Here is an 18,107-nt window from a genome sequence, read left to right as displayed (position 1 = left end):
TCCTCCCGCGGGGCTTTTTTGTGCCCGTTCAACCGACGATCTACATGGCAAGTCCGTCATTGCTGTGCCTTACTCCTCCTACCACTGAGGGGGCGAAGCAATGCGACACAGAGGCGCACATTTCTGGTTATGGACCAACACCCGGCTACCTCACCACATTCATGAAGAAGTCCTCAGCGATGGTGTGCAGGTCGAGGTTCAGGCGCGGGTTGGCCAAGAGGGCATGACTCAGGTTTTTATCGGCATCTATGCCGACAGTGGCTGGGCAATTTGCGAGGAGTTTCACAACCGGGGCGCGGAGGAATATTACTGCATCGCGCTGAAGTGGGGCGCTCAGCGGGCGAGGGAGCTGGTAGCAGACACTCAGGCGTTTGTCGCGCCGCACCGGGTGCAGTTGACGCTAGGCACGGTGATCACCGATGAGCCGACATTGGCCTTGCGGCGCATGGAAATGACCGAGCGTGAGCGTTTGAAAATCCGCTCCGAAGACGCCTGGTCGGAATACCTGGCTGCCAAAGCCGCGATGCTCGAACTGATGCGCGCCACCAAAGTCGATCCAACGGTCTGGGCGGACCACAAGGAGCGACTGCGCCAGGCGATTGACCGCCGCATCAGCGTGCAGCGCGCCTATTTGCGCTGACTCATTTGCCGATCGGTAAGCTCGAAGAGCGTCGCAACGCCTCGATGGTTTCAATCAGGTTATCGTAAGACACCGGTTTGCCAATGTGCTGGTCAAAGCCCGATTGCCGGGATTTCTGAATGTCACTGTTGGCACCGTAGCCCGTCAGCGCAATGGCCGGCACATCCTTGAGCAACGGCAACTGGCGTAATGCGCTCATCAGCTCGTGACCGTTCATGACCGGCATGCCCAGGTCCGAAATGATCAGGTCGAAGTGCGTGCTTTTTGCTGCGTCCAGAGCGGCTACCGGGCGGTCGAAGGCAATCACTTGCGCGTCTTCCATTTCCAGCAGCATTTTCAAGGTTTCCAGCACGTCGGCCGAGTCGTCGACCAGCAGGATGGTCAAACCGCTCAACCTTCCGGCCGCTTCTTCAACAGGGGTGGCGGCTTGAGCTTCACCATTGGTTTTGGCCAGCGGCAAATAGACGCTGAACGTACAACCGGCACCCAATCCGGGTGAGGTCACCTCAACCGTGCCTCGTTGTGCCTCGGTCAATTGACGAACCAGCGAAAGGCCAATCCCCAGCCCTTCACGATTGTGCGTGGCATGTTGCTTTTCGGCCTGCCCAAACAGGTCGAACACGTGCTCAAGATTCTCGGCAGAGATGCCGGCGCCGTCGTCTTTGACGTCAAGGCGCACCTTGTTCCCGGCCTGGCTGGCGATCAACTGCACGTGCCCGGTGGGCGGGGTAAATTTCAGTGCGTTGTTCACCAGGTTCCAGATGATCTGTTCCAGGCGCGTCGGGTCGGCACGGACCATCAAGGGCTGCGAAGGCACGATCAACTCGACCGTGGTTTCGTGCTGCTCGTTGAGGACCACGGTGTGGATGTCCCGCAGCACGCTGACCAGGTCGACGGCTACCGGTTGCAGCTTGAGCTTGCCGGTACGGACCCGGGCGACATCCAGCAGGTCATCGATGATCCGCGCCTGGCTGTTGACCGCATCGCAGATCGTGTTCACGGCCTTGGCGGCGGGCGCCAGGGATTTGGTCACCGGCAGGCGTCGCAGCAATTCCGCGTTGAGCTGGATCAGGTTCAGCGGATGCTTGAGCTCGTGGGACATGACCGCGAAGAACTCATCCTTGAGGTAATTGGTGTTGCGGGTTTCGGCCAGCTCCTGGCTCTGCGCTTCATGCTGACGTTTGTGTCCGGTCAGGTCCCGGGCGATCTTCACGTAGCCTTGCAGGTTGTCGCCGCTGAGCAGGGTCACCTCGCCACTGCAAAAGAACCGGCTGCCATCCTTGCGCATGTGCCAGCGCTCGTCATCGTTGCGGCCGTGGGTGCGCACGGCCAGCAGTTCGTTTTCAGGCACACCGGCGGCGCGATCTTCCGGCGAGAAAATGAAATCGTAGTAAGCGCCTTCGGCTTCGGTCTTGCTGTGGCCGAAGATCAGCTCGGCGCCTTTGTTCCAGCTGGTGATCACCCCTTTCTCATCAAGAGTGATGATCGCGTAATCACGGGTGCTTTCAGCCACCAGGCGCATGCGTTCTTCGCCCAGGCGCAGTTCTTCTTCGGCGGCGCGGCGTTTGGTGATGTCGATGAAGGTCAGCACCGTGCCGTCGATATGGTCTTCGCTGGAGCGGTAGGGCAGCAGGCGGGCGATGTACCAGCGGTTGTCGGTGCTGCTGACCTCGCGCTCGATCATGTTCAATGATTCAAAGACCAATGCCGCGTCGCCCGCCAGATCGTCGTAGTGCAGGCGATGGGTGATGTCGAGCAGCGAGCGGCCGGTATCCACCGGCAACATGCTGAAGATGTCCGTGGCGCGCGGCGTGAACCATTTGATCCGCATGTTTCGGTCGACGAACACCGTGGCAATGTCGGTCGAGGCGATCAGGTTGGTCAGGTAGTCGTTGATCTTGTCGGTTTCTTCGACTTTGGTTTTCAGCTCGTAGTTGACCGTCAGCAGCTCTTCGTTGATCGCCTGCAGTTCTTCCTTGCTGGTTTCCAGTTCTTCGGTGGCCGAGCGTAGTTCTTCGTTGATCGCCTGCATTTCTTCGTTAGAAGCCTTGAGCTCTTCGCTGGAGACTTCCGATTGTTCAATGGTGTCCTGCAAATGCAGTTTGGTGCGTTGCAGTTCGCGTTCAAGGTTGGACAGCACCCGGCTTTCAGTTTGCAGCAGGGTGGTGGCGGCCTGTTCCGAAGGATCAACTTCGGCCTCTTCGAAAATCACCAGGACAAACTCGCCGTCCGACTCTTCGTCCTTATAAGGTTGCGCCATCAGGTCGACCTTGTAGCGCCGGTTGTCACGGCTGATCGGCACCGCGCGGGATTTCACAACCAAACCGCTCTGCTGGACCTGAAACAGCGTCGTGCGAATCTCCAGACGCAACTCGGGAAGGATCAGCGTCAGCAGGTTGCGCGACAATTCACCGCCCACGTGGCGCAGGAAGCGCCCGGCACTTTCGCTCATGTGCAGGATGTCGGCGTTGGCGTCGACAATCATGCTAGGTGGCGCGGCGCATTCGAGGGCGCGCTGATGAATGTCGGCGAAGGACAATTTGCGCTGCACCGCGCTTTGCGGTGCCTCACGGGAAATATTGGTACGCACGTAACCGCCACGGGGCATGGTCGGGGTGCGTCGGCTGTTGGCGGTGCCGGTCTTGGCGCGGAAGATGCGGTTGCGTTTGTCCACCGGGGCGAACAGTTCGTGGCAAGCGTCCGCGCTCTCGGAAGAGCCCAGGAACAGGAAACCGCCTGGGCGCAGTGCAAAGTGGAACATCTGCAGGATTTCACGCTGTACTTCGCGATCCAGATAGATCAGCAGATTGCGGCAGACGATCAGGTCGATCTGCGAGAAGGGCGGGTCGGACAACAGGCTGTGCTTGGCAAACAAGACCTTTTCGCGGATCTCCTTGCGAATCCGGTAATGGTCGTCTTCCTTGACGAAATAATGCCGCAGGCGCGTCGGCGGCACATCGGTGACGATCGCTTGCGGGTACAGGCCGGCTCGGCCGATGCTGATCGCACGCTCGTCGATATCGGTGGCGAACAGTTGCAGCGAGGCCTTGCTGGCGTCCAGTTGCAGTTGATCGTTGAGCAGCATCGCCAGGCTGTAGGCTTCCTCGCCCGTGGAGCAGCCGGCGGACCAGACGCGGATTTCTTCTTTTTCGGGTTGCGCCGACACGGCGGCACTGACCAGTTGCGGCAGCACGTCACGTTCCAGGGCTTCGAACGCCTCGCGATCGCGGAAGAAGTTGGTCACGCCAATCAACATGTCGCCCAGCAGGGACTTGGTTTCTTCGGGATTGTTTTGCAGGTAGCGGAAATAGGCGCCCAGGTCGGGTTGCGCGGTGACCTGCATCCGGCGCTCGATCCGCCGCAACACGGTCGCGCGTTTGTAGTGCTTGAAGTCATGGCCGGTGCCGGTACGCAACTGGATCAGAATGTCGTGGAGCATCTGTTCGGCGAGTATCGCATCACGCTCGGACACGGAGGCGAAGGTTTGCAGTTCCGGGTCGTTGGCGGTAGGCAAGCTGATTTCCTGGGAGTTTTGCCACAGCTCCAGCAGCTTTTGCGGCATTTCCACCACCGGCAACACCAAGTCGACATTGCCGGTCTCGATGGCGGCGCGGGGCATGCCGTCAAACTCGGCATCTTCCGGCGTCTGGGCCACGGTGATGCCGCCGTGCTCCTTGATCCGTGACAAACCGACTGCGCCATCTGAACCGCTGCCCGACAGCACCAGGCAGAATGCGCGCTCGCGATGGACTTCGGCCAGATCGCGGAAGAACAGATCGATCGAGGCGTGGCGCCCTTCGCGCGGGTCGTTGCTGCTGACTTCAAGCATGCCGTCATTCATGGTCAGCCGCTGAGCGGGTGAGATGACGTAGACATGGTTTTTCTCGATGGCGACTGTTTCGGTGACCTGCAGCACCGGCATCCGGGTCGACTCCTGGATGATTTTGTCCGCGATGCTCTGGTGGTCAGGCGACAGGTGAAGAATGATCACGAAGGCCATGCCGTTGTCGTGGGGCATGTTCTCGAAAAACAGCTTGATGGCTTGTAGACCACCCGCCGACGCACCAATGCCGACCACCGGGAAGTCCAGTGTGCTGGGGCTCAGGGCCTTTCGCTCTGGATTGGTGGAGGTTGGAGGAGTGGTGGTCATGACTTCAGCCTTTTACCGGCAACGGGGGATGAGTTGAGCCCAGGAGGAGATAAACGCACTCCAATAAAGCAGGATAATCCCGTTTTTCAATAACACCTTCAAATATTTAGAGACACTTGATGGGCTGGAGTTCTCAAGGGAACGGCACTCCTGGCCGATAACCCGAACGCTCATGGTCTTCTTCTCAAATTGCCTGGAAATCTTCGATGCTGTCGTATCACCAAAAGAGTTTTCTGATCGTCGATGATTTCTCGGATTTCCGCAGTTCCATCAGGTCCATGCTGCGTGAACTGGGGGTCAAGGACGTCGACACCGCGGACACCGGGGAGCAGGCGCTGCGCATGTGTTCGCAGAAGGCCTACGATTTTATCCTGCAGGATTTCCACCTGGGCGACGGCAAGAAGAACGGCCAGCAAGTCCTTGAAGACTTGATGATCGAGAAGCTGATCAGCCATGAAAGTGTGTTTGTCATGGTCACCGCCGAAACCAGTCAGGCCATGGTCCTCAGCGCACTGGAACACGAGCCCGATGCGTACCTGACCAAGCCGTTCAACCGTTCCGGCCTGGCCCAGCGCCTGGAACGCCTGGAACAACGCAAGAATCTGCTCAAGCCGATCCTGCAAGCGCTCGATCGTGGCAAACCGCTCGAAGTGCTCAATGCCTGCATCGAGCTGTGCAAGAAGGACATCCGTTATTCGCCGCTGTGCCTGCGTTACCGCGCGGACGCCTTGCGCGACCTGAATCAGAACGAAGCGCTGGAACGCCTCTACGACAGCATCATTGCCGATCGTCCCTTGCCGTGGGCGTTTGCCGGGCTGGGCAAGTTGCTGTTCAAGCGCGGCCAGGTCAGTCAGGCCAAGGGCGTCTACGAAAAAGCCCTGAAAGTGTTTCCGATGATGCCAGCGCTGTATGACGGCATGGCCGACGTGCTGGTGGTCGAAGGCGATACCAAGGGCGCACAGAAAGTCTTGGAAGAGGCGATTCGCCTGTCGCCGCTGGCCGTGCGCCGGCAAGCGTTGCTGGGCAAACTGGCGATGACCAACGAGGATTTCGACACGGCCTCCAAGGCTTATCGCCAGGCCGTGTCCCAAGGCGCGCAGTCACGTTTCAAGGATGCCGAAAGCAACCTGGGCCTGGCCCACGCCTTGATCAGCAAAGGCAGCGAAAAAGGCCTGGACACCCGCACCCGTCTGGAAATCAACACGACCCTCAGTCTGGTGGCCAAGGAGAATCCTTCCGACCCTGGCTTGCAGATTCGTGCGCGCCTGATGAAAGCCACCAGCCTGTTGCTCAACGACGCCGAAACCGCCGAGAAGCTCACCGAGCAGGCGATGATGCGCCTCGATGGCATGGAGCAGTTCATGAGCGCCGAAGCGGCGTTGCTGGTGGCCAAGCAGCTGCAAATGCTTGGTCAGGCGAGCGCCGGCGCGTCGATGCTGAAAAACTGCGCGGAAATCTACGGTGACGACCCGGTGGTGATGCAAGGCATCGCCAAACTGACCGATGACCCGACGATCCTCAGCCAGAGCAACGCGGCCTCCGAACTCAACCGTCAAGGCGTGCAGGTGTACAAGACCGGCAACCTGGCGGAAGCCCGGGCGGTGTTTCGCAAGGCCCTGCACATGCAACCGAAGAACATCAGTATTGCGCTGAACATGGCGCAGTCGCTGCTGCACGGCACGGACACCAGCGTACCGTCGGCCGAGCTGGATGAATGTCGGAGCTGCCTGAAACTGGTCGGCATGATGCCCGACACCGACGCGCGTTATCCGCGCTACCAGAAACTGAAAATCAAGGCGTTCAGCGGATGAGCCAAGACAACACGACACTGGATTTCTCGACGGTGATTGCCTCCACCGTGCACGACATGAAGAACTCGCTGGCCATGCTGATGCAGGCCCACAGCCAATGGCTGGCCCGCCTGCCGGACCCCGAACGGCACAGCCCGGAGCAGGGCGTCATCGAGTACGAGTTCGCTCACCTCAACGGCATGTTGGTGCAGTTGTTGGGGCTGTACAAGTTGGGCGTCAATCAGCTGCCGTTGCAGCCGGCCTACCATGATCTGGATGACTTCCTTGAAGCGCAGCTGGCCTGTCATCAGGAAGTGTTCGCGAGTCGCGGCATTGTCGCGACCTATGAAGTTGACCCGCTGAGCCCGCTGGGCTTCTTTGACCGGGAGCTGGTGGCCTCGGTGCTGGCCAACACCATCACCAACGCCCTTCGTTACGCGCGTCAGGCGCTGTTGATCAGCGTCGGCGACGAGGCTGGTGAATGGGTGCTGACCATCAACGACGATGGCGACGGTTACCCGGCCGAGATGATCGAGCTTCAGGCCGACTATGTGCAGGGCATCAACTACAGCAGTAGCAGCACCGGCCTGGGCCTGTACTTCGCCGGACGAATCGCCGCGCTGCACCAGCGCAATGGCGTGGGCGGGCGCACCCGAATCAGCAACGGCGGCCCGTTGGGCGGCGGTGTGTTCAGTCTCTATCTGCCCTGACGTTTCTTTTTGTGTGCGCTGCTTGATATTCCGAACAGGCGGAGCCTATTTTGTACGGGTCGCCGTTCGCGGCTCGCACAATTACAAAGGATTGCGTCATGACAACCGATGGCCAGCGTTCAATCGCGCAGCGATTGACGGGCATTGATGAGATTGAATGTGTTACGCCGGATTTGAACGGCGTGCCCCGTGGCAAGGTGATGACCGCCGAGGGGTTTGTCGAAGGACGTCGTTTGCAGATGGCGCGGGGTGTGCTGCTGCAATGCATCATGGGCGGATACCCGCCTGCACGTTTTTACGGCAGTGATGATGGCGACCTGGCGCTGGTGCCGGACCCGGCGCACATCCACCGCTTGCCCTGGAGTCAGCAACCTCGGGCATTGGCCATTTGTGACGCTGATGAACTGACAGGCGAAAGCTCGAAGCTGTCGACCCGTGGCCAACTCAAAGCGGTCATCGCCCGCTATGCGGCCCTCGGTCTGGCGCCAGTGGTGGCGACCGAGCTGGAATTCTTCGTGTTCGCGCCCAATCCCGACCCGACGCAACCGTTCCAGCCGCCGCTGGGACTGGACGGTCGACGCGAGGAAGGTCATTCGGCGTTCAGTGTCAGTTCCAATAATGGCTTGCGGCCGTTCTTCAGTGAGGTCTACGCCTGCATGGCGGCTCTCGGCTTGCCCCGTGACACCTTCATGCACGAGATGGGCGTCAGTCAGTTCGAGATCAACTTGCTGCACGGCGATCCTTTGTTGCTGGCCGATCAGACATTCCTGTTCAAGCATCTGCTCAAGGAAGTCGCGCTCAAGCACGGTTTGACCGTGGTGTGCATGGCCAAGCCGCTGGCGCACACGCCGGGCAGTTCGATGCACATTCACCAGAGCATCGTCGAGATCGGCAGCGGGCGTAACGTGTTCAGCGACGAGGCCGGCGAGCCGACGGCGACCTTCCGTCATTTCATCGGTGGCCAGCAGTCCGGCATGGCGGATTTCACCGCGCTGTTTGCGCCGAACGTGAACTCCTATCAGCGCTTGTGCCATCCGTTTGCCTCGCCGAACAACGCCTGCTGGTCCCATGACAATCGTGCCGCCGGATTGCGCATTCCCGCCAGTTCGCCGGCCGCTCGTCGGGTCGAGAACCGCTTGCCGGGGGCCGATGCCAATCCGTACCTGGCGATCGCTGCCAGCCTGGCCGCCGGTTTGTATGGCATCGAAAACCAACTGGAGCCGAGCGAGGCGATCCAGGGCGAATTCGAGGTGCCGGATAATCTTTCGTTGCCGTGTACCTTGCATGCCGCTCTTGAGCGTCTGAAACGTAGCCAATTGGCGAAGGAACTGTTTGGCAAGGAGTTCATCGAAGGCTACGTCGCTTCGAAGACCATGGAATTGACCAGCTTCTTTGATGAAATTACTCCCTGGGAGCGCCGTGTCCTGGCGGCCCAGGCCTGACGACCTGTCGTCTTCGGGCTATCTTTTCGGATAGCCCGTTTCTCACCGCAAGGAGCCGCTCGGAACGCCGATGCGCCAAATCTGGAAACCTTTTCGAGCGCTTTATTTTGCCTCGCTGATGATGTTGATCGGCTCAGGCTTGCTGAGTACGTATCTGGGCTTGCGCCTGGCGGCGGATAACGTCGACAGCCTGTGGGTCGGTGCGTTGATGGCGGCCAACTATTTCGGCCTGGTGCTGGGCGGCAAGATCGGTCACCGACTGATCGCCCGGGTCGGGCATATTCGCGCCTATTCGGCCTGCGCCGGGATTGTCGGCGCGGCGGTGTTGGGCCACGGCCTGGTCGACTGGCTGCCGGCCTGGATTTTCCTGCGGGTGATCGTCGGCCTCGGCATGATGTGCCAGTACATGGTCATCGAAAGCTGGCTCAATGAGCAGGCCGAAGCGTCGCAGCGCGGTGCGGTGTTCAGCGGCTACATGATCGCCTCGTATCTGGGGTTGGTACTTGGTCAGTTGATTCTGGTCATGCACCCGGCCCTGGGCCTGGAACTGCTGATGCTGGTCGCGTTGTGCTTCGCGCTGTGCCTGGTGCCGGTGGCACTGACCCGGCGGATTCACCCGGCGCCCTTGCATCCGGCGCCGATGGAACCGCGGTTCTTCATCAAACGGGTGCCGCAGTCGTTGAGCACGGTGCTGGGGGCGGGGCTGATCATTGGCTCCTTCTACGGTCTGGCGCCGCTGTATGCCTCGCAACAAGGGTTATCCACCGAGCAGGTCGGTCTGTTCATGGGTAGCTGCATTTTCGCCGGGCTGCTGGTGCAGTGGCCGTTGGGCTGGCTGTCCGACCGTTATGACCGGGCGTTGTTGATCCGCTGCTTTGCGGTGGTCCTGGCCCTGACCGCGTTGCCGCTGGCCATCATGCAGCAGGTGCCGCTGGAGGTTCTGTTTGTCGCCGGGTTCTTCTGTTCGCTGGTGATGTTCTGCCTGTATCCGCTGGCCGTGGCGTTTTCCAATGACCACGTCGAAGGTGATCGCCGCGTGTCCCTGACCGCGATGTTGCTGGTGACCTACGGCGTTGGCGCCAGTATCGGGCCGTTGGTGGCCGGGGTCCTGATGAAGCTGTTCGGCAGCCACATGTTGTATGCCTTCTTCAGTTTCTTCGCGTTGGTGCTGGTGTGGCGGATTCGCCCGAAAGCGGTCACCAACCTGCACCAGGTCGAAGATGCGCCGCTGCATCACGTGGCCATGCCGGACAGCATGTCGAGTTCGCCGCTGGTGGCGTGCCTTGACCCACGGGTCGATGAGCAAGTCGTACAGGACCAGATGCAAAACCCGATCAACCCTGAGCCGGAACCCGAGCCGGATCCCGAAACCGATCCACCACCCGAAGACCCGGACGCGGGTCGCGAGCAAAGCTTCACCGAAGCCAGGCCTTAAACGGGCGCATAAAAAAACGGGCAGTCACCGCAAGGGACTGCCCGTTTTTTGTTGAAGTGCCGTATTACATGTCGTCTTTGTCGAAACGTCGTGCTTCGCGTTGAAGCTGATAGACGAAGCGCTCGACTTGCCGCTGCACCAGGCCGCTCATGTTATGGAAGCGAACACCGGCGAAGGTGGTGGAGATCTTCTCTTCGAAGTGCAGGTAACGCAGTTCGACCGGTGCGGTCATGTTGCCGAAGGGCAGGGCGGCGACGAAGCGGTCATAGACCTGGCCCAGTTGCAGGCTGGCGGTGATGTCGCCTTCAAAACGCAGTTTGCAGCCGGTGGCTGAGATATCCAGCAGCTTGCCGCCCACGGTCGACTTGAGTTTGTCACCGCCCAGTTCGACGCTGACCAGTTGCGCCAGTTTCAACGCCGCACGGAACGCATTACGGCGCTGGTGATAGACCACTTCAGCGGGCAGGGGGCCACGATAGCAGCGAGTATCGTCGGACTCATCGATGGTCAGCGTGCCATTGCTTTCCCAGGCGATGCGCACACCGTCGTGAAAGCCTTCAACCTTGAACGGTTCTCCGGCCAGCAAAAAACGTTCACCGTCACGCGGGATCATTTCATCCAGGGCGATAGTATTGCTGTCGCGATCAACGTTCACCAGATAGCTCTGGAAGCGCTGGGTGCGCTCATGGAAGGTGATGATCAGCGGGTCATGGCTGTCCTGAAGCTGGCGCAGGTTGCTGGAGATCTCCAGAGGTGTGGTAAGCACCTTGGGTGGCTGCGGGGCGTCTTCCGCGCTTTGGGTATTGAACACGGTTCATCAATCTCCAGGCAAAATATGACTACGGCGAGCCAGCATTTTGCCAGCATGTTTCGTGTCTTGATAGGGCGTGTCTATGCAAAGGCTCAAGCCTGACTGAGCGGACGCGGCTTCGCAAGCTTGGCGGTGGATCCGCGGGCATCATAAAGCGCGGGTGGTTCGCCGCCGGTGAGGATTTTCAGCTGGTTGGCCGTGGCGGCCTGCTGGACCAGGATCGACTGGCCATTGTTGACGTTGGCCGCCTGGCATTGAGCCAGGAGATCGGTCAGTTTGTCGCTCTGCTCCAGCAGCTGATCGCCGATGCTCGACTGGCTGGCGAGTTGCTCCAGGCCACTACGATTGATCGGCAGGTTCAGGCTGGCGAGGATTTCGCTGCGCTTGCGGCCATGCTGTTCAAGCAGAATGATCATTGCCTGTTTCTGCGCCAGAATATCTTCGAGCAGCGGCATGTCACGACCGTGCAAGGCGAGGGACTCGGTTCGCAGTAACTCCAGCAAGTGTTGCGCTGGAGCAAAGTCGTCGGTGATCAGTTGCAGTAAATTAGTGTCGTGCATGGCTGGCCTTGGGGTTTAAGCGTCCAAAAGCCTGGCGCAGGCCGTGGCCTAGCGCTGGGCTTCGAAGTTGAGCAGTTTGCTGGCTACACGGTTGCTGTCGACTTTATAGCTGCCATCGGCAATCGCTGCTTTCAACTCGGCCACGCGGGCATTGTCGACGGCAGGCTGATCGCGCAGCTTGTCAGTGACCTTCTGCAACTGTTGAGCCTCATTGCTGAGGTGTACCGATTCCCCGCTTTTGGCGGTACTGGCCTGTTCGGCCGGGGTATTCAGCGGCGCGGATTTGCCGGTTTCGGCAGTTTCCTTCGCGGTGCTGGTACGCGTACTACCGGTAAGTGATGAGGAACTGTTTAAACGGCTGAAATCGATGACCATGATAAAAACCTCTGGGTATTTGGACGCTTGCCATGTTTTCGGCTCTCCCTGCGAAAACTTTAGGCCCATTTATCAATGAGCGTGCATGCGCCAGCGCTTGTCCTGCCTGCTGCACAGTTTAGGGAACAGCCGGGCGGCGCGCCATCTTTCACCCACAGATCGTTCTACATGGCCACTTCCACCTGGCCAGGCGCCATGACTTGCGCCTTGATGACCCGCTGGGAGTTAAGGTTTTTCACTCGAATCTGTTCGCGCAAGCCGCCGTTGGACAGGGCTTCGCCCGGCATACGCACACTGAGCGTACCACTGCGGGCGGTAATGACCACTTGATCGCCCTTGCTGATGACTTCGGCCTGTTCGAGATGGACCAGCGTCAGCACCTGATTGGCGACCGTTGGTCGGGTAAGTTTCTGCCCGACAGCCTGTTCCATAGAGGTGAAATAACCCTGGTTGATCTGGCTGATGTCCCGCTCGCGCAACATGACGTCGCCGGGCTCAATGACTCCGGCGCGTTTGAGCGGCCGTGTGGTTGTGACAACGTCCCGAAACAGGCGGACTTGAGCGGGCACGAAGACTGTCCAGGGGGATGTGCTGTCGCAGCGGACCTTGACCGTGACCCGCCCGATCGGGGTCGCAGGGCTCTCCAGCGTGGCTGTCAATTCCTTGTCGCACATGGGCATGCGCAATCGCGGATCGAGCTGGCTGACCTCGATTTCATAGCGGCCTTCCGTTTGACTGGTGGCCAAATAGTCCTCTACGGTGAATTCAAGAAAGCCCTGAGTGACGCCGATAAGTATGTCAGGCAAGGTAACCGCGTCAGCAAGGGCAGGGCTGCCAGCGTTGAACAGGCAAACGGCCGACATCGCGCAAAGCCATTTGCGGGAAGTTGATGTCAGGCGTCGGAAAAATGTCGGTTCTGTGTTCATAAGAGTTAAAAAGCAAGCGCCGTGCCGTTTAGCAATAAATGTGCGTCGCAACACACTTAAGCGTTGGTGTAGGAGTCTGTGCATGGCTGGTGTAATGGATGCGGTAAACCAGCGCACGCAACTGGTTGGGCAGAATCGCCTTGAGCTGTTGTTGTTCCGTCTCGACGGCCAGCAGCTGTATGGAATCAACGTGTTCAAGGTCCGTGAGGTGCTGCAATGCCCCAAGCTGACCCTGATGCCCAAGTCCAGTCCTGTCGTGTGCGGTGTGGCAAATATCCGGGGGGCGACCATTCCGATTCTTGATCTGGCGATGGCGACCGGCTCCGGTGCGCTTAAAGATCAAAGCAACCCGTTCGTGATCATCACGGAGTACAACACCAAGACCCAGGGTTTCCTGGTGCGATCGGTGGAGCGCATCGTCAACATGAACTGGGAGGAGATTCATCCGCCACCCAAGGGCACGGGCCGCGATCATTACCTGACGGCTGTGACTCGGGTCGACAATCAGTTAGTCGAAATCATCGACGTCGAGAAAGTGCTGGCGGAAGTGGCGCCGACACCGGAAGCGATTTCGGTCGGCGTAGTGGATGTCGAAACCCAGCACAAGGCGTTGTCATTGCGGGTATTGACGGTCGATGACTCGTCGGTGGCGCGCAAGCAGGTGAGCCGTTGCCTGCAGACGGTTGGCGTCGAAGTGGTGGCGTTGAACGACGGCAGGCAAGCGCTGGATTACTTGCGCAAGCTGGTCGATGAGGGCAAGAAGCCGGAAGAAGAGTTCCTGATGATGATTTCCGACATCGAGATGCCGGAAATGGACGGGTACACCCTGACGGCCGAGATCCGCAGCGACCCGCGCATGCAAAAGCTTCATATCATCCTGCATACTTCGTTGTCGGGTGTATTCAATCAGGCGATGGTCAAGAAAGTCGGCGCAGATGACTTCCTTGCCAAATTCCGCCCTGATGACCTGGCATCCCGGGTAGTCGACCGGATCAAAGCAGCAGATATCAGCTAGGGGCCTTCTGCCCCTGGTGGTTAACACGATTTAAGAGGCGGCATCTTTGTCTACGGGTAATTTGGATTTCGAACAGTTCCGGGTATTCCTGGAAAAAGCCTGTGGCATTTTGCTCGGTGAAAACAAGCAGTACCTGGTCTCGAGCCGTCTCAACAAACTGATGGAGCAGCAAGGCATCAAGTCCCTGGGTGAGCTGGTCCAGCGCATCCAGACCCAGCCGCGCAGCGGTTTGCGCGAGATGGTGGTGGATGCCATGACCACCAACGAAACCCTGTGGTTTCGTGACACCTATCCGTTTGAAGTCTTGAAGAACAAGGTGCTGCCCGAAGCGATCAAGGCGGCCCCCGGCCAGCGTCTGCGGATCTGGTCGGCGGCGTGCTCGTCGGGTCAGGAACCGTATTCGCTGTCGATGTCCATCGACGAGTTCGAGCGGGTCAACATGGGCCAGTTGAAGATGGGCGCGCAAATTGTCGCGACCGATCTGTCCGGCACCATGCTCACCAACTGCAAGACCGGCGAGTACGACAGCCTGGCCATCGGCCGTGGTCTGTCGCCCGAGCGCCTTCAGCGTTACTTCGACCCCAAGGGGCCTGGTCGCTGGGCCATCAAGGCGCCGATCAAGAGCCGTGTGGAGTTTCGCTCGTTCAACCTGCTGGACAGCTACGCGGCCCTGGGCAAGTTCGACATCGTGTTCTGCCGCAACGTGCTGATCTACTTCTCCGCCGAGGTGAAGAAAGACATCCTGTTGCGCATTCACAGCACGCTCAAGCCGGGCGGTTATCTGTTCCTCGGCGCCTCCGAAGCGCTGAACGGTTTGCCGGATCATTACCAGATGGTCCAGTGCAGCCCGGGGATTATTTACCAGGCGAAGTGATTCGTTGGCGGCATCAAAAAAACGGGAGCCCCAGCGGCTCCCGTTTTTTTTGCCTGATGATTTCCCGCAAACACCGCTCCCACATTTGGATAGTCGTTGCCAGTGATAAGCGGCAGAAAAGCGGCAGACGGCGGAAATCGGTTGCCGCTTTTCTGGCATTGCCGCCTTGCTACTGCCCGCAAAGCCCCGGTTTCCGGGCTTTTTTGAATTGGCACGCGGCTTGCTATGTCTCTGTTACGAAAAATCAGGTCACCCGAAGGTTTCCCGACATGAGCATCAGCTTCGATAAAGCGCTCGGTATCCACGAACAAGCCCTGGGCTTCCGCGCCCAGCGTGCCGAAGTCCTGGCCAACAACATCGCCAACGCCGACACCCCGAACTACAAGGCTCGGGACCTGGAATTCTCCAAAGTGCTCGCCGCACAGAACGAGAAATCCAAGGGCGGTACGTTTGCCTTGAACATGACCAACAACCGCCATATCGAGGCCGAAGGCCTGGGCAATGGCGACGAGTCGCTGATGTATCGCACGCCGATGCAGCCATCGATCGACCAGAACACCGTGGACGCCCAACTGGAACAGTCGAACTACGCGGAAAACGCCGTGGGCTTCCAGGCCAGCTTCACCCTGCTCAACAGCAAATTCAAAGGGCTGGTGTCAGCCCTGCGCGGAGAGTAATTCATGTCTCTATCCAGTGTTTTCAACATTGCCGGTAGCGGCATGAGCGCCCAGACCACTCGCTTGAACACCGTGGCTTCGAACATCGCCAACGCCGAAACCGTCTCGTCGAGCATCGACCAGACCTATCGCGCCCGTCACCCGGTGTTCGCCACCATGTTCCAGGGCGGCCAGAGCGGCGGCAGCGATTCGCTGTTCCAGAACCAGGATGCCGCCGGTCAAGGCGTGCAAGTGCTGGGCGTGGTCGAAGATCAGAGCAACCTTGACGCGCGTTACGAGCCGAACCATCCGGCCGCCGATGCCAAGGGCTACGTCTACTACCCGAACGTCAACGTCGTCGAAGAAATGGCCGACATGATTTCCGCCAGTCGTTCGTTCCAGACCAACGCCGAAATGATGAACACCGCCAAAACCATGATGCAGAAGGTCCTGACCCTCGGTCAGTGATAAGGGGCGACTCAGATGAGTGTTACCGATACCACCAGCGGCGTGAGCATCAAGGACGTCCTGGCCAATTCTTCGGTCAAGACCAATAACACCAGCAGCGACGGCCTGGCCTCGGCGACGAACAGCGCCACCGGCAAGCAGGCGTTGGGCAAGGATGCGTTCCTGCAGTTGCTGGTCACCCAGCTGAAGAACCAGAACCCGCTCGAGCCTCAGGACAACGGTGACTTTGTCGCGCAACTGGCACAGTTCAGTAGCCTGGAAGGCATCACCACGCTGAACGATACGGTCAGCGGCATTGCCGGCAACTACAACTCCTCGCAGGCGCTGCAAGCGTCTTCGCTGGTGGGCCGCTCGGTGGTCGCGCAGACCGACACAGCGGTCGTCGATACCTCCAAGAGCTTCAACGGCACGGCCGTGGTACCGGCATCGGTCGATCCGGTCGTGGTCAAGATCACCGATGCCGATGGCAAAGTGGTCCGCACCCTCGACCTGGGCAGCCAGAATGCCGGCAACGCCAGCTTCATCTGGGACGGCAAGAACGATGCGGGCGAAGTGGCCAAGGCTGGCACTTACAAATTCGCCGCCACCGCGACTTACGACAGCAAGGCGACCGCGCTGGTGACTTACCTGCCGGCCACCGTCAACAGCGTGACCATCAGCCAGACCGGCGGTGAGTTGATGCTGAACCTCGCAGGCCTGGGCAGTATCGCCCTGTCCAAAGTACAGACCATTGGTATATAGAGCCGACTAACACGGCACAAAGGAGTGGAATATGTCTTTCAATATCGGCCTTAGCGGTCTCTATGCAGCCAACAAACAACTGGACGTGACCGGCAACAACATCGCCAACGTCGCGACCACCGGTTTCAAATCGTCCCGTGCAGAGTTCGAAGACGTGTACTCGGCCACGCGCCTGGGTACCGGCAGCAAGACCGTCGGCAACGGCGTGCGTCTGGCCAACGTTTCCCAGCAGTTCGGCCAGGGCGACGTGAACAACACCGGCAACGTGCTGGACATGGGCATCCAGGGCAGCGGTTTCTTCATCCTCAGCGACAACGGTTCCCTGAGCTACACCCGTGCCGGTGCATTCAAGACTGACGCCGAAAACTACGTGGTCGACAACAACGGCAACCGCCTGCAAGGTTACGGCGTCGATGACAACGGCAAGATCATCAATGGCGTGTTGACCGATCTGAAAATCGACACCTCGAGCCTGTCGCCAAAGGCGACCACTCGCCTCGACCAGACGATTAACCTGAACTCCTCGGAAGCCCTGCCGACCGTTACACCGTTCAACCCGGCCGAGCCATTGAGCTACACCAAGCCGATCTCCACGCATATCTACGACAGCCAGGGTAACCAGCACAACCTGGACCAGTACTACGTGAAAACCGGTACCAACGCGTGGACCGTATACAGCTACGTGGACGGTCGTTCGCCTTCCAACCCGGCCACCGAGCCACCGGTGCCAGTGACGGCCAACGTGACCTTCAACTCTGACGGTACCGTCAACACCATGACCGGCAGTCCCGGCTTTGCTGTGACCGGTAAAGTCTTCCAGTTGACCGGTTGGGTGCCGGGCGTGGTGACCAATGCCAACGTGACGCCGAAAGTCTGGGGCCCTAACGGTGCGGTTGCGGCCACTGGCGGCCTGTCCTTCGACATGACCAAGACCACCTCTTACAATTCGCCGACTGCCCGTACCCAGCAGTTTCAGGACGGTTACGCGACTGGCCAGATCTCCAGCCTGACCATCGACGAAACCGGTGTAATGACCGCCAATTTCAGCAACCAGCAAACCAAGGCCATCGGCCAGGTAGCGGTCGCGAGCTTTGCCAACGAACAAGGCCTGCAGCCAATCGGTGGTACGCGTTGGAAAGAAACCTTCGCCTCGGGCGAGGCGGGTGTCGATGCTCCGAAAACCGGTACGCTGGGTGCGGTGGTGTCCAACTCCCTGGAAGAGTCCAACGTCAACCTGACCAACGAACTGGTTGATTTGATCAAGGCGCAGAGCAACTACCAGGCGAACGCCAAGACCATCTCCACCCAGAGCACCATCATGCAGACCATCATTCAGATGACTTGATGCTTGATAGCGCTGCATAAAGAACCCCTCGCAAGAGGGGTTTTTTATGGCCGGGATTTGTCTTGGGTGCCAAATGTTGCGTTTTCAGTGATGGCCTCTTCGCGAGCAAGCCCGCTCCCACAGGGGATTTGCGTGAAACATCGATCCAGTGTGGGAGCGGGCTTGCCCG

The 18,107-nt window shown here is 59.3% G+C and carries 16 protein-coding genes; 11 read left to right on the top strand and 5 right to left on the bottom strand.

What is annotated here, in order from left to right; all coding sequences use genetic code 11:
* The first annotated feature begins 100 nt into the window (after positions 1-100).
* Positions 101-640, top strand: a complete 540-nt coding sequence (locus DJ564_RS24500; RefSeq protein ID WP_109634007.1) for a hypothetical protein — start codon at positions 101-103, stop codon at positions 638-640.
* Position 641: 1 nt separating this feature from the next.
* Here the strand turns inward: DJ564_RS24500 and DJ564_RS24495 are convergent, their stop codons facing one another.
* Positions 642-4,790: a CheR family methyltransferase gene (locus DJ564_RS24495; protein WP_109634005.1), complete on the bottom strand. Its 4,149-nt coding sequence runs from the start codon at positions 4,788-4,790 to the stop codon at positions 642-644.
* Positions 4,791-4,996: 206 nt separating this feature from the next.
* Between DJ564_RS24495 and DJ564_RS24490 the strand changes: the two genes are divergently transcribed.
* The 4 genes from DJ564_RS24490 to DJ564_RS24475 all read left to right on the top strand — a co-directional run bounded on the left by DJ564_RS24490 (position 4,997) and on the right by DJ564_RS24475 (position 10,167).
* Complete coding sequence (locus DJ564_RS24490) at positions 4,997-6,601, top strand: tetratricopeptide repeat-containing response regulator (protein ID WP_109634003.1); 1,605 nt, start codon at positions 4,997-4,999, stop codon at positions 6,599-6,601.
* Positions 6,598-7,290, top strand: coding sequence for a sensor histidine kinase KdpD (locus DJ564_RS24485; protein ID WP_109634001.1), 693 nt, complete (start codon positions 6,598-6,600; stop codon positions 7,288-7,290). Before DJ564_RS24490 ends, DJ564_RS24485 begins: the two co-directional genes overlap by 4 nt.
* A gap of 200 nt (positions 7,291-7,490) precedes the next feature.
* On the top strand, positions 7,491-8,732 hold the full coding sequence (locus DJ564_RS24480) for a glutamine synthetase family protein (RefSeq protein WP_178082355.1): 1,242 nt from the start codon (positions 7,491-7,493) through the stop codon (positions 8,730-8,732).
* A gap of 70 nt (positions 8,733-8,802) precedes the next feature.
* Positions 8,803-10,167, top strand: a complete 1,365-nt coding sequence (locus DJ564_RS24475; RefSeq protein ID WP_109633998.1) for an MFS transporter — start codon at positions 8,803-8,805, stop codon at positions 10,165-10,167.
* A 64-nt stretch (positions 10,168-10,231) separates the two neighbouring features.
* On the opposite strand, the gene DJ564_RS24470 is transcribed toward DJ564_RS24475, so the two are convergent.
* From DJ564_RS24470 to flgA, 4 genes are all read right to left on the bottom strand, one after another.
* Positions 10,232-10,978, bottom strand: coding sequence for a flagellar brake protein (locus DJ564_RS24470; RefSeq protein WP_109633996.1), 747 nt, complete (start codon positions 10,976-10,978; stop codon positions 10,232-10,234).
* A gap of 92 nt (positions 10,979-11,070) precedes the next feature.
* The gene (locus tag DJ564_RS24465) at positions 11,071-11,538 is read right to left on the bottom strand and encodes a flagella synthesis protein FlgN (RefSeq protein ID WP_109633994.1); all 468 of its coding nucleotides are present in this window, start codon (positions 11,536-11,538) and stop codon (positions 11,071-11,073) included.
* A 48-nt stretch (positions 11,539-11,586) separates the two neighbouring features.
* The gene (gene flgM, locus DJ564_RS24460; RefSeq protein WP_109633993.1) at positions 11,587-11,913 is read right to left on the bottom strand and encodes a flagellar biosynthesis anti-sigma factor FlgM; all 327 of its coding nucleotides are present in this window, start codon (positions 11,911-11,913) and stop codon (positions 11,587-11,589) included.
* A gap of 164 nt (positions 11,914-12,077) precedes the next feature.
* Positions 12,078-12,839, bottom strand: coding sequence for a flagellar basal body P-ring formation chaperone FlgA (flgA, locus tag DJ564_RS24455; protein WP_109633991.1), 762 nt, complete (start codon positions 12,837-12,839; stop codon positions 12,078-12,080).
* A gap of 82 nt (positions 12,840-12,921) precedes the next feature.
* Between flgA and DJ564_RS24450 the strand changes: the two genes are divergently transcribed.
* The 6 genes from DJ564_RS24450 (at position 12,922) to flgE (ending at position 17,938) form a co-directional block, all read left to right on the top strand.
* A complete protein-coding gene (locus DJ564_RS24450) occupies positions 12,922-13,854 on the top strand; it encodes a chemotaxis protein CheV (RefSeq protein WP_109633989.1) in 933 nt (310 codons plus the stop codon).
* A gap of 46 nt (positions 13,855-13,900) precedes the next feature.
* Positions 13,901-14,728: a protein-glutamate O-methyltransferase CheR gene (cheR, locus tag DJ564_RS24445; protein WP_010457158.1), complete on the top strand. Its 828-nt coding sequence runs from the start codon at positions 13,901-13,903 to the stop codon at positions 14,726-14,728.
* Between the two features lie 269 nt (positions 14,729-14,997).
* Positions 14,998-15,405, top strand: a complete 408-nt coding sequence (gene flgB / locus DJ564_RS24440) for a flagellar basal body rod protein FlgB (RefSeq protein ID WP_109633987.1) — start codon at positions 14,998-15,000, stop codon at positions 15,403-15,405.
* Between the two features lie 3 nt (positions 15,406-15,408).
* On the top strand, positions 15,409-15,852 hold the full coding sequence (flgC, locus tag DJ564_RS24435) for a flagellar basal body rod protein FlgC (RefSeq protein ID WP_010457154.1): 444 nt from the start codon (positions 15,409-15,411) through the stop codon (positions 15,850-15,852).
* A gap of 15 nt (positions 15,853-15,867) precedes the next feature.
* Complete coding sequence (gene flgD / locus DJ564_RS24430; protein ID WP_109633985.1) at positions 15,868-16,593, top strand: flagellar hook assembly protein FlgD; 726 nt, start codon at positions 15,868-15,870, stop codon at positions 16,591-16,593.
* Positions 16,594-16,624: 31 nt separating this feature from the next.
* Positions 16,625-17,938, top strand: a complete 1,314-nt coding sequence (flgE, locus tag DJ564_RS24425) for a flagellar hook protein FlgE (protein ID WP_109633984.1) — start codon at positions 16,625-16,627, stop codon at positions 17,936-17,938.
* Positions 17,939-18,107: the final 169 nt, after the last annotated feature.

This window comes from Pseudomonas sp. 31-12 (assembly GCF_003151075.1).
Lineage (GTDB): Bacteria > Pseudomonadota > Gammaproteobacteria > Pseudomonadales > Pseudomonadaceae > Aquipseudomonas.
This window is presented reverse-complemented; position numbering and strand designations above follow the sequence as displayed.